Below are 14026 nucleotides of genomic sequence, written 5' to 3'. Positions count from 1 at the left end.
GGTTCCGGAGCAACAATTCAGTGTTCGTTCAAGGACCGTTCAGGCGTCCCGGGCGAATTGCCGGTCATGATCTTTGCCTTGCCCTCTACCTTCACCCGATGAGATCCAACATGAAAACCCCGCTTCTCAGCCTTGCTGTCGCACTCGGTCTGGCAGCCTGCCAGAGCGCCCCGATCCAGTTGCCGAGCGCGCCGCGCGCGCCGGTCACGGCCGAACCGGAACCCGCGAATTGGCGGCAATTGCTGCCGGACCAGATCGAGCAGGTCCGCGCTGCGGCCGCCCGCTATCGCGACTTCGACGTCGCCCAGCGCGACGGCTGGAAACCGTTCGGTGACGAGGAACCGCTGATGGGCCGCCATTACTATATCGAGAATCCGGCCTACGATTACGTCGCGGGCGAGCCGATCGATTTCTCCCGTCCGAACAATCTCATCTATGCCGATTTCGGCGCCGGTCCGACCCTGACGGGCGTCGCCTATGTCGTGCGGCTTGGACCGGACGATGCCCTTCCGGCCGGGTTTGCCGGGCCGCAGGACCGTTGGCACGTGCACGATATGGTGGGCATCATCAACGCCGCGACGGAGGAACGTCCCTTCATCCGAGGGCTGGCGCAGCGTTGGCTGAAGGACCGCTATTTCAAGCGCGGTGACGACCGGGCGCGCCTGGCCATGGTCCATGTCTGGACCGAAACGGACAATCCGGACGGCCTGTTCGCCGATTACGACCGCACGATCCCCTACCGCAAGCTGGGCCTGACGGCGGACCATTGGCGGGGCCGGTCCGTCACCGCGGCGCGCGGCCTGCACCTCGCCACACCGGACGGGTGCGAACAGACCTACGAAGCCAAGGCTTGGGTCGCGGATACGTCGGGTAAGCAGAACCGCACCATCATGTCCGCCTGCCGCGACGCCGCCGGCCGTTTGCGCGCCGTGCTTGCGGGCGGCCCGTCGCCCGAACGGCTGGACGGGGCCGCCTTGCGGGCGTGGGACGATTATTCGCGGGCCTACGACACGGTGCTGAGCCCGGCGCAGAAGGCCCGGATCAATGCGATGAGCGAACACGGTCCGGACGCCCATCACGGCCACTCACACGACAGACCCCGACATGACGGACCCCTGCATGAAGGGTAATGGCCCCTAGCGCCTCCGGCCCCACGCTAGGATGAGCAGGCCGACGGCCCAGCTGACCCATTTCTCCGCGATCTCGGCGACAGGTCCGGGGATGTTGTAGGCGATCACGGCGACCGCGAAGCCCGCGACGATGGCGGCGAGGACCGCGCCGCCCTTGACGTGCCAGCCGAGACAGCGCGTCAGCAAGCTAGGCCCGAACGCCGCGCCCAGCGCGACCCACGAGAACAGCACCCGCGTGAAGATGTCCTTGGGCGCGAACACGGTCAGCGCGACGGCGAGCATCGCCACTCCGACCATGGCGAGGCGTCCCATCAGCAGGGCCCGGCCCGGCGTTCGCCAGCGCAGGCCGCTATCGTGCGACACGGCGGATGCCGCCGCCAGCAGCAGGCTGTCCACCGTGGACATGACGGCCGACAGGACGGCGGCGATGACCACGCCTGCTATGGCGGGCGGGAGATATTCGCGCGCGGCGGCGAAGAACAGGCTTTCGCCGCCCGTATCCACGGCCATAGCGCGGCCCGACAGCGCCAACGCCACGAGACCGCTATAGATCAGCACGCCCCAACCCATTGTGATGGACGCCGCGCGCAGGCGCTCCGTCTGGCTGCGCACTGCCATGATCCGGTTGAGCAGTTGAGGCTGGCCCAGCGCGCCGAGACCCGTCCCGAGCAAGCCCATCGATAGGCCCAGCCCGGCCATGCCGATCGATCCGCCGCTCAGGCTGAAGAAGGCCGGCGCCTCGGTTGTGCGCAGCGTGTCGATCACGTGGCCCAGCCCGCCTGCGGCCGTGACGGTCGCGACGGGCACGATCAGGCAGGCGATCACCATGACGCTCGCTTGCAACGCATCTGTGATCGAGGCGGCGAGGAAACCGCCAAGCAGACAATAGGCGACGATCACCGCCGCGCCGAGCAGGATGGCTTCGGTAGCGCTCATCCCGAACACTTCGGTGAGCGCATTGCCCGCCGCCTGGAACTGCGCGGCGATGTAGAAGACGAAACAGAAGAGGATCAACGCAGCCGCAACCCCGCCGATCAGACGCGCCCAGCGCCCGGCATCGGACGTCAGGAAATCGACGATCGTTATATGGCCGCGCTCGCGCGTCTCCGCATTCAGTCGCGGCCCCATGACCAGCCAGGTCATGACGTAGCCGCCGAAGATCCCCGGCACGAGCCAGAGCGCGACGAGGCCCTGCGTGAACACCATCCCCGTGAAGCCGAGCAGCACCCAGGCGCTGGAGGTCGAGGCGGCGTAGGACAGCCCCGCCGTCCATGCGCCCAGCCCGCCTTCCCCGGCCAGAAAGAAGTCGCCTTCGCTCCCCACCCGGCGGCTGGCCCAGACCCCAATGCCCAGCAGCAAAATCTTGTAGGCGACCAGTGTCGCGATGATGACGACGTTCCCGTCCATGAGCGTTCCTCCCCGGTCCGCCGCTAGCGGGTCGGGACCGACTTGTCAGTCGGCGAATGGCGAGAGTGGGCGCTTTCCCAGGCCGGCGAAACCTCACGGAACATCCGATTTGCCACCGCCGAAAACCGCATGGTGACACCGGAATATGGGACCGTACGAGATGCATGAAGCGCGCGTCCGAAAGGATGACGCCGACTGTCAGGCACAAATCACACTGACAGGATATTACATGAGGTATTCCATCTAGAATATTGTCTTATATTGGTCTATAAGTTTCTTATCTCAGCTTATAAGTTTTACTGATAGGCTTTTCGGCTCCCTTTAAGCGCCTTCGGTCTGGCCGAACTCCAAACATCGCATCGCAAAATCCGGTGCAGCCTCTATAGCGACGCAGACGCTTCCCCCTTCCGTTTCCAAAGGACGCAAACCCATGACGGACATGCTCGACATTCAGATAGGCGACGATCGGATCGCCCGCCTCACCCTGTCGCAACCGGCGCGGCGCAATGCCGTGACGGCCGCCATGTGGGCGGCCCTGCCCGGCACGCTGGACGACCTGGAACGCGCCGGGCCGAAGGTCCTGATCGTCCAGGGCGAGGGCGCGCACTTTTCGGCCGGGGCCGACATCAGCGAGTTCGGCACGCTCTATGCCACGCCCGAGTCGAGCGCGCGGATCAGTGCCGACATCTTGGCCGCGCTGGACGCGTTGGCGGCCTTCCCCGTGCCGACGGTCGCATCGATCCGCGGCGCCTGTGTCGGCGGCGGGCTGGGACTGGCGCTGGCCTGCGATATCCGGTTCGCGGACAATACCGCGCGCTTCGCGATCACGCCGGCGCGGCTCGGCCTCGTCTATCCGTTTTCGGATCTGGCGCGTCTGGTCGAGGCGATCGGCGCGCCCCATGCCAAGGACATGCTGTTCAGCGCGCGGACCATCAAGGCGAAGCGGGCGGAGAAGACGGGCCTGGTCAACAAGGTGGTCAAGCCTGACGAGCTGGAGACCGAAGTCGCGACATATGCCGCCGGGCTCGCCGCGCAATCGACGCAGAGCGCCCGCGCGATGAAACGGCTGTTCGCCGCCTATGCCGCCGGCCAGCGGCAGCAGAGCGACGAGACGCGCACCCTGTTCCGGAACGGCTTTTCCAGCACCGATTTCCGGGAGGGCTATACGGCTTTCATGGAAAAGCGTCCGCCCGCATTCTGACTTCGGCGCCGCACGGAACCGAAGATTAACCTGATTGATGTTATCTCTGGGCAAGTAATCCGGAACGGAGTCAGATCGGCAGGTATTTCGCTATTGTGTCACTTCCGGCACGAACCAGGACGAACGGGCATCCCATGGCGTACCGCGTGATGATATTGGAGGACGATCCCTTCATCGCGCTCGACATGGAAGGTGTCATGGAAGACGCAGGCTTTGACATTGTCGGCCCTGTCGCCTCCGTTCCCGAAGCCTTGAAGCTGCTCAACGATAACGACAATGCGCCGGATTGCGCTCTGCTCGACTTCTACGTCACCGGCGGCACGTCCGAATTCGTCGCCCGCGAACTGGCGCGCCAGGGCGTGCCTTTCATGTTCCTGACCGGCAATGCCGCCGATGTACGCGACGCGCTGGCCGATCACGATCCGCTGATCCGCAACAAGCCAGTACAGATCCAGCGCATCGTCGAGGATGTCGAAACCCTCCTCGCCTGATCCGGTTCGGCGCAAGCCGGATGCAGTTTCCGCAAATCGCCTCATTGCGGTGTTTATCGAATGCAGGGCCTCCAGAGACTGCCCTCATGGCCATCCCCGGAGATAGAGGCTAGGACTGATGTCTCCTCTGGAGCTCATCCGCATCAAGACCGGGATGGGGGACTGGAGCCGGACAGACCGAACGTCCGCTGGATCTGCACCGATGCATTCCTTTTTTTGCTCTGTCTTTTTGCTTTGTGCCAATCTCCTCACTGTCACAGGTCCAAAGACCAGGGCGCCCGGCCTCCGAAGCGGTCGGACAGCCGCTCGACGAGCGCCCGGACACGCCGCGGCAAGTGCCGCGTCGGCGGCCAGACGGCATAGACGGACGGTGCTTCGAAAACATGATCGGGCAGGAGCACGACCAGTTGTCCCGACCGGACGGCGTCGCAAAGGATGAAATCCGGTTCGACGACGACACCAAGACCCCGGATCGCCGCATCGCGCAGGAAGTCGCCATTGCCCGCGCGCATGACGGGGTCGAGCTGCAACATGCCCGTCGCACCGTCCGGCATACGGTAGGCCCAGCCCTGCCCTTGGCGCAGCCCATAAAGCAGGCCGGGCGCGCCGTTCAGTTCGTCGATCGAGCGCACCGGGCCATGCGCCGCGAGCCAGTCCGGCGATGCCGCACAGATGATCCGTACATCGCCCAGCTTGCGCGCGATGAGCGCGCTGTCATCCAGACGCCCGATCCGCACGGCCAAGTCGAACCCCTCGGCGACGAGGTCGACCTTCCGGTCCGAAAAATCGACGTCGAGCTGGATATCCGCATGGTCCAATTGGAAGTCGATCAGCACCGGGCCGAGCTGTGACAGACCGAAGGAGAGCGGCGCTGCAATCCGGATCGGACCGGCCAATGCGCAATCCGCGCCGCTCGCATCGTCTTCCATCTCCCGCCAGGCGCGCAGCAATTCCTGAGCGCGGGTATGATAGGTCCGTCCCGCTTCGGTCAGGGACAGCGTGCGGGTGGAGCGGTTCATCAGCGTCGTGCCGAGCCGCGCTTCCAAAGCTTTGAGTCGGCGCGAGACCGCGGACTTGTCCACCGACAAGGCCTTGGCGGCGCCCGTGATGCTGCCCGCCTCGACCGTCTGGACGAACATCTCGGCTTCGGTGAAACGATCCATGCGTTGCGATTAATGCAACGATGACTTGAGATCAATCGCCCTTATGCATGAAACCGGCAACACCTAAATCGCCATCATCGGACCCACCCCTTCTCCGATCTCTTCAAAGGATGCCAGCCATGACCCAACCGCTCAACATACTCCGGATCGACAGCTCCGCCTTGCAGGACGGGTCGGTCACGCGGGGTCTGACGGATCTCTATATCGACAATCTGGCGAAAACCGGCCCCGTGCGGGTCGAGACGCGAGATGTGAGCGAGCCCTTGCCCGTCGTCACACCAGCGTGGATCCGCGCCGCCCACACTGCGCCTGAAGGCCGCACGGCGGAAGACCGCGCCGCGATCGCCATCTCGGAGACACTCATCGGCGAGATCGAGCGTAGCGACGTGCTCGTCATCGGCGCACCGGTCTATAATTTCACCATCCCGGCTTCGCTGAAGCTCTGGATCGATCAGATCGTCTTCGCCGGGCGGACCTTCCGCTACGGCGAACAGGGTTTCGAAGGCCTACTGCACGGCAAGCGCGCCGTCGTGCTGCTGGCGTCGGGCGGCACGGAAATGGGCAGCGAGGTCGATTTCCTCACGCCCTACATGCGTTTCATCCTGGGCTTCATCGGCATCACCGACGTGGAGATCGTCGCCGCCGATGCACTCAAGACCAGTCCGCCCGACAAGCTGCAACGAACCCAGGAACAAGTCCGCGCGCTTGCGGCTTGACCCTCCGACCATCAGGAGACGACCATGACACGATTATCCAACACGGCCCGCAAAGGAACGCACATGATCGAAACCGGACTCGCCGGGGGCCTGAAGCTACGCCCGGCGGAAGCCCGCGGCACCGCCGATCACGGCTGGCTGCGCTCCGCGCACAGCTTCTCCTTCGCCAACTATCATGATCCCGGCCATATGGGCTTCGAGGCCTTGCGCGTCATCAATGACGACTGGGTCGCGGGTGGCGGCGGCTTTCCGATGCACCCTCACCGGGACGCGGAAATCTTCTCCTATGTCCTCGAAGGCGGGTTGCAGCACCGCGACAGCCTGGGCAACGGATCGACCGTCCGGGCCGGCGGCGTGCAATATATGAGTGCCGGTTCCGGCGTGACGCACAGTGAGTTCAACCCGTCGCAAGACGAACCGATGCGTTTTCTGCAGGTCTGGCTGATCCCGAACGTGTCGGGCGCCGCGCCGCGTTACGACACGCTCGACATCGCGCCGGACGACAAGGATGGAAAGCTCGCTCTATTCCTGTCGCCGGACGGTCGGGACGGATCCATGGCGATGCGCGCCGACGCCGACATCTACGCCGCGACGCTCAGTGACGGCCAGACACTCGACCACGCGATGGGCGATGGGTCGCGCGGCTGGGTGCAGGTGGCCGACGGGTCCATCACGGTGAACGGTCAGGCCCTGCGCCGCGGCGACGGTCTGGCCATCCGCGAGAACGGGCGTTTGGAGTTCCGCGAAGCCGAAGACGCCGAGCTGCTCTATTTCGAGTTCGAGTGAGGGCGACCGACTATAGCGAGCGCGATCCCGGCCAGGATGATCGCGCTCGCCGCAACCAAACGCATCGTAAGAGGTTCGCTCAGCAGGACGACCCCTCCCAGCGCGGCCATCGGCGGAACGGCGAGCTGCACGATCCCGGCGCGGCTGGCCGTCAAACCCTGCAGCGCCCGATACCAGACCGCATAGCCAAGGCCGGACGTGACAGCTCCGGAAAGCACGGCCAGGCCGACGCCGGTCGCAGTCAGGCTCGTGTCGCTTCCTGTATACAGAGCGAGCCCGACGAGCGGCGCGCCGAGAAGGCTGGCCCGCATGAAATTTCCGGCCGTTACGTGAAGCGCTCGACCCGGACCTCGCCCCAACAGCGAATAGACGCCCCAGCACACGCCCGACGCGATCATCAGAAGGGCGGACAGAATGTCCGGCCGTGCTTGACCCGGCAGCAGCAATCCCACCAAACCCCCAAAGGCCAACAAGACACCCACACCGGCAATGCGGCCGAGCCGTTCCCCCGATCTCGCCCCCCATCCGATCATCGTGATCTGCACACTCGCAAACAGGAGCAGCGCGCCCATGCCTGTATCGAGCTTCAAGTAGGCCAATGTGAATAGGGCGGCGTATCCGAGCAGTGAGGCCGCTCCGCCCCAGCTGCCGGACCGCAGTCCGGACGCGCCGCCGACCAAAGCGGCCAACACGACCGCGCCCGACAGAATGCGGATCGCCGTGAACGGAACGACCCCGATCATACCGTCGATCAGCGCCGCACGCGCCAATACGGAATTTCCCGCAAACGCAAACAGGGCGAAGCCGGTCAGCAGGATAGTCGCGCGAGCCGTCATCCGGCGCGCATAGCGCCGGAAACGATTGACGTCGCCCCGGCATTGATAAAGGCGTGACCGCGATCATCGGAAGACCCACGACCCCAATGGAGACAGTCATGAAACTTTACACCATGCCCGGCACTTGCGCCCTGGCTCCGAATATCGCGGTCGCTTGGGAAGACGCTCCGATCGAGATCGTGAACCTGCCCTATGGCGATCATAAGAGCGACGCCTATCTCGCCGTCAATCCGCGCGGCCAGGTGCCGGCGCTGGTCTTCGACGACGGATCGGTCCTGACGGAAGGTGCGGCCATCCTGGCCTTCATCGGCGCGAAGTTCGGCGGAGACGCGTTCGCGCGCGATACACCGCTTGGCTATCGCGAGGCCGAAGCCCTCTCCTACCTATCATCCGAAGTCCACGCCGCCTTCAAGGGCCACTTCTCCCCCGGCACCTTCGCAGAGACACCGCAGAGCGAAAAGATCGTGCGTCACAAGACCTACGCCCGATTGGACAGCCACTTCAAACGGCTGAACGACTGGGTCGCAGAGAGCGACGGCCCGTGGCTGCTGCCCGAACGCTCCTACGCCGACGCCTATCTCTACATCGTCATGCGCTGGATCGAACGCACTCCGCTCAAGTTGGAAGACTATCCGAAACTGGCGGAGCATCAGCGCGAGATGGAAAAGGATGAGAGCGTGCAGCTGGCGCTGGAGCGGCAGGGGATGAAACCTACCAAGGCTTGATCGTCTGGAGAAACGTCAATGGGCGCCGCATCATGTGATCTTCGCAAGTACCGGACCCCGGCATTTATTGACAGGATCTTCCGACGGCGTTCTTCACAAGGTTATGGCAGGCCCTTTCGCTGAGGCCTTCACCTGATTTCAGCAACCATAAAACTGCGGCATCCTCCGCTCGCAGCGCTCGCGAGATTTCCGGCTGCACCGGTTCGCTACAAAGCCTTGATGATCTCCTCGACCATCTTCTTGGCCTCCGACAGCAGCATCATCGTCTTGTCCTCGTAGAACAGGTCGTTGTCGATCCCGGCATAGCCGGGCGACAGAGACCGCTTCACGAACAAAACGGTCGCAGCCTTGTCCACGTCCAGGATCGGCATTCCGGCGATGGGGCTTTGCGGGTCGGTCTTGGCGGCCGGGTTTGTCACGTCGTTGGCACCGATGACGAAGGCCACATCGGCGTTGGAGAATTCACTGTTGATGTCTTCCAGTTCGAACACCTCGTCATAGGGCACGTTGGCTTCGGCCAGCAGCACATTCATGTGGCCTGGCATCCGTCCCGCGACGGGATGGATGGCGTAGGCCACGTCGACGCCCGCCTCCTTGAGCGTATCGGCCATTTCGCGTGTGGCATGCTGCGCCTGCGCCACGGCCAGGCCGTAGCCCGGCACGATGATGACCTTGGACGCATTCTTCATGATGAAGGCCGCGTCTTCAGCGCTTCCGCGCTTGATCGGACGCTCTTCGCGGTCGCCGACCGCGGCGGCCGCGTCGCCGCCGAACCCGCCGAGAATAACGGAGACGAAGCTGCGGTTCATGCCCTTGCACATGATGTATGACAGGATCGCGCCGGAACTGCCGACCAGCGCGCCGACGATGATCAGCGCCAGATTGCCCAGCGTGAAGCCCAGCGCCGCCGCCGCCCAGCCGGAATAGCTGTTGAGCATCGATACCACGACCGGCATGTCCGCGCCGCCGATCGGGATGATGAGCGTGAAGCCAAGAATCAGCGTCAAGCCGATCAGCGCCCACATCATCCACGGATCCGCGCCGCCCGTGCTCATCATCATCCCGACAAGGAAGAAGAAGGCCGCCGCCAGCGCGATGTTGATGAGATGCCGCGCCGGCAAGAGGATCGGCGCGCCGGACATGTTGCCGTTCAGCTTGGCGAAGGCGATCAGCGAGCCCGTGAAGGTGATCGCGCCGATGCCTGCCCCGAGCGAAAGTTCGAGCAACGAGCCGGGCTTCATCAATCCGCCGTCGCCGACGATGCCGAAACTCTCCGGCGAGAAGAACGCCGCCAGCGCGACCAGGACCGCCGCCAGCCCGACCAGGCTGTGAAAGGCCGCGACGAGCTGCGGCATGTCGGTCATGGGGATCTTGCGCGCGATCACCGCCCCGACGCCTCCACCGACCGCAAGACCGGCCCCGACGAGCAGCAGCCCTTGGCCGCCCAATCCGGCGACCAGTATGGTCGTGACGATGGCGACGCCGATGCCGACCATGCCGTAGAGATTGCCGCGCCGGGACGTTTCCGGCGAACTGAGCCCGCGCAAGGCGAGAATAAAGAGGATGGCGGAGACGGTGTAGAGAACCGCGGCTAGATCGGCGGAGAGAGTCATGCCGACCTCCCTTCGGTGCGATATCCGGTGACCGGAACAATGAAACCGAAGAATATGGTCCCCACACCTATGAGAAGCAGATCGGTCAAATCGAGAGGTCTCGCGCCAGCGTTGGTCGCGTAGGCGGACATGAAAGGCGCAACCAATACAGGCGTCACGGCGAAGGGCGCGAGTCGGAGCAGCCCTCGCCGCCAGTACAACAGAAGCCAGACAACGCCGGCAATGGCCAGCAACAGACCGGTATATTCGGGAAAGCGCTCCATCCTAGCGCTCCTTCTTTTTGTACATCGCCAGCATGCGCTGGGTGACGAGGAATCCGCCGAAGATGTTCACGGCACAGAGCGCGACCGCGATCACGCCAGTCCAGGTCGAGATGGGCGATCCGCCTTTCGTCCCGGCCGCCACCGCGATGAGCGCGCCGACGATGATGACGGAAGAGATGGCGTTGGTCACGGCCATGAGCGGGGTGTGCAGCGCGGGCGTCACCGACCAGACGACATAGTAGCCCACGAAGATCGCCAGCACGAAGATGGCGAGCTGGAAGACGAGCGGGCTGACGGCCGCGCCGCCTGCCAAGATGATTGCGAGGGTCATTGCCCTACTCCTTCAATCGGTCGTTCACGACGGAGCCGTCGCGGGTGAGCGCCGCCCCCCGAATGACTTCATCGTCCCAGTCGGGCGCGAAGGATCCATCGTCGGCAGTCAACAGAGGCAGAAGCGCCTTGAGATTGCGCGCGAACATGCTGGACGCATCCGCCGCCATGCGGGACGGCCAGTTGAGGTAGCCGACGATGTGCACCCCGTGTTTCGTGGTGACGATCTCGCCGGGCTTCGCACCCTCGACATTGCCGCCACGTTCGACCGCCAGATCGACCAGCACGGAACCGGGCCGCATCGTGTCGAGCATCGCCTTCGTTACCAGTATGGGCGCGTCGCGGCCCGGAATCAGCGCTGTGGTGACGACGATATCCTGCTTGGCGATGTGGCTGGCAGTCAGTGCCGCCTGCTGGCGCTGGTAATCCTCGCTCATCGACTTGGCATAGCCGCCCGCCGTTTCGGCTTCGCGGAACTCGTCGTTTTCCACGGCAATGAATTTGGCGCCGAGCGAGGCGACCTGCTCCTTGGTGGCGGGACGCACATCCGTCGCCGTCGTCACCGCCCCCAGCCTGCGCGCCGTGGCAATGGCCTGCAGTCCCGCCACGCCGACGCCCATGATGAAGATCTTGGCCGGGGCGATGGTGCCCGCGGCCGTCATCATCATCGGCAGGGCGCGGCCATACAGACCCGCCCCTTCGACGACCGACCGGTAGCCTGCCAGATTGGACTGGCTCGACAGGACATCCATGCTCTGCGCGCGGCTGATGCGCGGAATCCACTCTAGCGCGATGGCCATCACTCCGGCCTTGGCAGCGGCCTCGACATAATCCAGCCGGTCCGTCGGAGCGAGGAGTCCGGTGATGGCCGCGCCCCGCTTCATTCCGGCCAGCAGTTTCGCCGTGCCTCCCGTGACGGACATAACGAGGTCCGCCGCCTTGACGGCCGCACTGTTCGATGCGGCCAAGCTCGCGCCGACCTCTTTATACAAGGCATCGGCGTAGGTCGCGGCTTTGCCGGCGCCTTTCACGACCGTGACGTCGTGGCCGGCCTCGACATAGGTCTTGACGGTATCCGGGGTAGCCGCGACGCGGGCCTCGGCCCCGGATGCGTCTTTCAGCACGGTGATCTTCACGACACTCCCCCTCGCGATTGCGTCATCGAGTCGGTACGACTGTTAGACGGAACGAGGACGCATCCGCAATCGGAAGGCAGGGTTCGGGAAAACTTTTTTCCGAATACGGGCTTCGGATGAATATATATGCCGCGGTCTGGCGCGTGCAGACGCTCTAGAAGATCAGCGTCAACAACCCGACGATGACGGCCAGCAGGACCGAAACACCGATCAGGATCGCGTACCATTGCGCCTTGAACTTCATGACGACGCCGATGATGACGCCCAGCACGACGGTGACGATCAAGGCTGTCAGCCAAGACAGATTGACGCCGAACACGAGGATCGGGAACAGCAGCGCCACGATGATCGACGCGCCGCCATAGACGGACATGTTCATGAAGCCCGAAAAGGTTTCCTTGTGATCGTCGATTTCCATCGCACCACGATCGTAATTCGAACCAGCCATAGCGCTCATATCCTTGTCATGCAGGGCGCGGAGCGTGCAACGCCCGCCGCCCGGTCCTGTCCCGCGCCACCTATCAAAGCGTTCGGCCGGGTTCAACTCTCCGATCGTCATCACTGCTCTGCTGGCATCGCGGTCGTCATGGCCGGTTCATCCGGCCCGGACTGAACTTCACCCTCCCTTTACCCTCTTTGCTGACCCGGCCTTCATCCCTTTTCGGCACAGATGGATCGAAACAAGCCAGGCCGCGATTGCACCGGCTAGCAAATCCGCAGGAGTCCCATGTCCAAGACCGTTCTCATCGTCGACGACGATCCGACCCAGCGTCGACTGTTGCAAGCCGTCGTCGAAAAAAGCGGCTTTTCGGTGCTTCAGGCCGGGGACGGCGACACGGCGCTCGGCATGGCGACCGGACCCGACGGCCCGTCCGTGGACATCATGTTGCTCGACCTCATCATGCCGGGCCGCGGCGGGATGGACGTGCTGACCGAATTGGCGAAACAGCGCCCGGAGCTGCCCGTCATCGTGCTGACCGCCAAGGGATCGATCGAAGCCGTCGTGTCGGCGATGAAGACCGGGGCGCGCGATTTCGTCGTCAAACCGGCCTCGCCGGAACGCATCGTCGTATCCATCCGCAACGCGCTGGAGATGAAGACGCTGTCGCGCGAAGTGACGCGCCTGAAAAAGGAATCGAGCGGCGGCCTGACCTTCGACGATCTGATCGGCAGCAGTACGGCCATGCGGCCCGTCGTGGCCATGGGCGAACGCGGCGCCAAAGCGACCATTCCGATCCTAATCACCGGCGAGTCCGGCGTCGGCAAGGAAGTCATCGCCCGTGCCATCCAGGGCGCGTCCGACCGGGCCGACAAGCCGTTCATTTCGGTCAATTGCGGTGCCATTCCCGAAACGTTGGTCGAAAGCATCCTGTTCGGCCATGAAAAGGGCAGCTTCACGGGCGCCAACTCCAAACATCTCGGCAAGTTCCAGGAAGCCCATACCGGGACGCTGTTCCTCGACGAAGTCGGCGAACTGCCGCTCGACATGCAGGTTAAACTGCTGCGCGTGCTCCAAGAGGGCGAAGTCGACCCGATCGGATCCAAGCGCCCCGTCCCCGTCGACGTCCGCATCGTCTCGGCGACGAACCGCGACCTGTCGGACTGCGTGGCGGACGGGACGTTCCGCGAAGACCTGTTCTACCGCCTCAACGTCTTTCCGATCGCGGTGCCACCCTTGCGCGACCGCGCCGAGGACATCCCCGCCTTGGCCGAACACTTCATCGCGCGCTTCAATGCGCAAGAGAACATGTCCGTGTCCGGCGCGACCTCTGAAACGTTGCAGATGCTGCGCGGCGAAGCCTGGAAAGGCAATGTCCGCCAGTTGGAGAACATGATCTTCCGCGCCATGATCCTGTCCGACGGCCATCAGCTGCGCCCGCAGGATTTTCCGCAGATCTCCGGCCTGTCGCCATCCTTGGCACCGCAGCCCGATCCGCTCGACCGCGATCCGCTGGACCGGCTCGTCCCGGCCAATGAGAGCGAGGACCGCACGGCCGTGTCCGTCATGGACCGGGAAGGCCATCTGCGCACGCTCGAAGATATCGAGCGCGACCTCATCGCGTTTGCCATCGAGACCTATCAGGGACACATGTCCGAAGTCGCCCGACGGCTCGGGATCGGCCGATCGACCCTTTACCGCAAGGTGCGCGAACATGCGCTGAACGTGGAGCAAGTGCGCTCCGCCTAACGGAATCCTTACGCTTATGCGTCAAGGCGGCATGGAATCTT

The 14026-nt window shown here is 64.0% G+C and carries 15 protein-coding genes; 7 read left to right on the top strand and 8 right to left on the bottom strand.

The genetic code is table 11. The annotated features are described in order from the left end of the window. Positions 1-110: 110 nt before the first annotated feature. Complete coding sequence (locus Q0718_RS03965; RefSeq protein ID WP_298913764.1) at positions 111-1130, top strand: hypothetical protein; 1020 nt, start codon at positions 111-113, stop codon at positions 1128-1130. Positions 1131-1136: 6 nt separating this feature from the next. On the opposite strand, the gene Q0718_RS03960 is transcribed toward Q0718_RS03965, so the two are convergent. Continuing rightward, positions 1137-2537 carry a sodium/proline symporter gene (locus tag Q0718_RS03960; protein ID WP_298913761.1) on the bottom strand — a complete coding sequence of 467 codons (1401 nt, stop codon included), beginning with the start codon at positions 2535-2537 and terminating at the stop codon, positions 1137-1139. Positions 2538-2967: 430 nt separating this feature from the next. Between Q0718_RS03960 and Q0718_RS03955 the strand changes: the two genes are divergently transcribed. Together Q0718_RS03955 and Q0718_RS03950 are read left to right on the top strand one after the other, a co-directional pair. Then, a complete protein-coding gene (locus tag Q0718_RS03955) occupies positions 2968-3738 on the top strand; it encodes an enoyl-CoA hydratase-related protein (protein WP_298913758.1) in 771 nt (256 codons plus the stop codon). A 146-nt stretch (positions 3739-3884) separates the two neighbouring features. Further along, on the top strand, positions 3885-4229 hold the full coding sequence (locus Q0718_RS03950) for a hypothetical protein (RefSeq protein ID WP_298913755.1): 345 nt from the start codon (positions 3885-3887) through the stop codon (positions 4227-4229). A gap of 254 nt (positions 4230-4483) precedes the next feature. Here the strand turns inward: Q0718_RS03950 and Q0718_RS03945 are convergent, their stop codons facing one another. Then, positions 4484-5392, bottom strand: coding sequence for a LysR family transcriptional regulator (locus tag Q0718_RS03945; protein WP_298913752.1), 909 nt, complete (start codon positions 5390-5392; stop codon positions 4484-4486). A 119-nt stretch (positions 5393-5511) separates the two neighbouring features. Between Q0718_RS03945 and Q0718_RS03940 the strand changes: the two genes are divergently transcribed. Then, entirely contained in the window at positions 5512-6108 is a 597-nt protein-coding gene (locus Q0718_RS03940) for an NAD(P)H-dependent oxidoreductase (protein ID WP_298913749.1), read from the top strand. A 24-nt stretch (positions 6109-6132) separates the two neighbouring features. Continuing rightward, a complete protein-coding gene (locus Q0718_RS03935; RefSeq protein ID WP_298913746.1) occupies positions 6133-6894 on the top strand; it encodes a pirin family protein in 762 nt (253 codons plus the stop codon). On the opposite strand, the gene Q0718_RS03930 is transcribed toward Q0718_RS03935, so the two are convergent. Continuing rightward, positions 6876-7730 carry a DMT family transporter gene (locus Q0718_RS03930; protein WP_298913743.1) on the bottom strand — a complete coding sequence of 285 codons (855 nt, stop codon included), beginning with the start codon at positions 7728-7730 and terminating at the stop codon, positions 6876-6878. The genes Q0718_RS03935 and Q0718_RS03930 overlap by 19 nt on opposite strands. 98 nt (positions 7731-7828) lie before the next feature. Here Q0718_RS03930 and Q0718_RS03925 point away from each other — a divergent pair, with 98 nt between their 5' ends. Continuing rightward, on the top strand, positions 7829-8455 hold the full coding sequence (locus Q0718_RS03925; protein ID WP_298913740.1) for a glutathione S-transferase N-terminal domain-containing protein: 627 nt from the start codon (positions 7829-7831) through the stop codon (positions 8453-8455). A 206-nt stretch (positions 8456-8661) separates the two neighbouring features. Here the strand turns inward: Q0718_RS03925 and Q0718_RS03920 are convergent, their stop codons facing one another. The 5 genes from Q0718_RS03920 to Q0718_RS03900 form a co-directional block, all read right to left on the bottom strand. Continuing rightward, positions 8662-10068 (bottom strand): NAD(P)(+) transhydrogenase (Re/Si-specific) subunit beta, encoded by a 1407-nt coding sequence (locus tag Q0718_RS03920; protein WP_298913737.1) that lies wholly within the window; start codon positions 10066-10068, stop codon positions 8662-8664. Then, positions 10065-10331 (bottom strand): hypothetical protein, encoded by a 267-nt coding sequence (locus Q0718_RS03915; protein ID WP_298913735.1) that lies wholly within the window; start codon positions 10329-10331, stop codon positions 10065-10067. The genes Q0718_RS03920 and Q0718_RS03915 overlap by 4 nt, the downstream gene beginning before the upstream one ends. Before the next feature lies 1 nt (position 10332). Next, positions 10333-10662: a proton-translocating transhydrogenase family protein gene (locus Q0718_RS03910; protein WP_298913732.1), complete on the bottom strand. Its 330-nt coding sequence runs from the start codon at positions 10660-10662 to the stop codon at positions 10333-10335. A gap of 4 nt (positions 10663-10666) precedes the next feature. Continuing rightward, positions 10667-11797, bottom strand: a complete 1131-nt coding sequence (locus Q0718_RS03905) for a Re/Si-specific NAD(P)(+) transhydrogenase subunit alpha (RefSeq protein ID WP_298913729.1) — start codon at positions 11795-11797, stop codon at positions 10667-10669. A gap of 154 nt (positions 11798-11951) precedes the next feature. Further along, positions 11952-12245, bottom strand: a complete 294-nt coding sequence (locus Q0718_RS03900) for an aa3-type cytochrome c oxidase subunit IV (RefSeq protein WP_298913726.1) — start codon at positions 12243-12245, stop codon at positions 11952-11954. A gap of 279 nt (positions 12246-12524) precedes the next feature. Between Q0718_RS03900 and Q0718_RS03895 the strand changes: the two genes are divergently transcribed. Further along, positions 12525-13985: a sigma-54 dependent transcriptional regulator gene (locus tag Q0718_RS03895; RefSeq protein WP_298913724.1), complete on the top strand. Its 1461-nt coding sequence runs from the start codon at positions 12525-12527 to the stop codon at positions 13983-13985. Positions 13986-14026: the final 41 nt, after the last annotated feature.

It is taken from the genome of uncultured Algimonas sp. (genome assembly GCF_947498175.1).
Classification (GTDB): domain Bacteria; phylum Pseudomonadota; class Alphaproteobacteria; order Caulobacterales; family Maricaulaceae; genus Litorimonas.
Note: the sequence above shows the minus strand (reverse complement) of the source record. Positions and strands in the feature narration are given on the sequence as shown.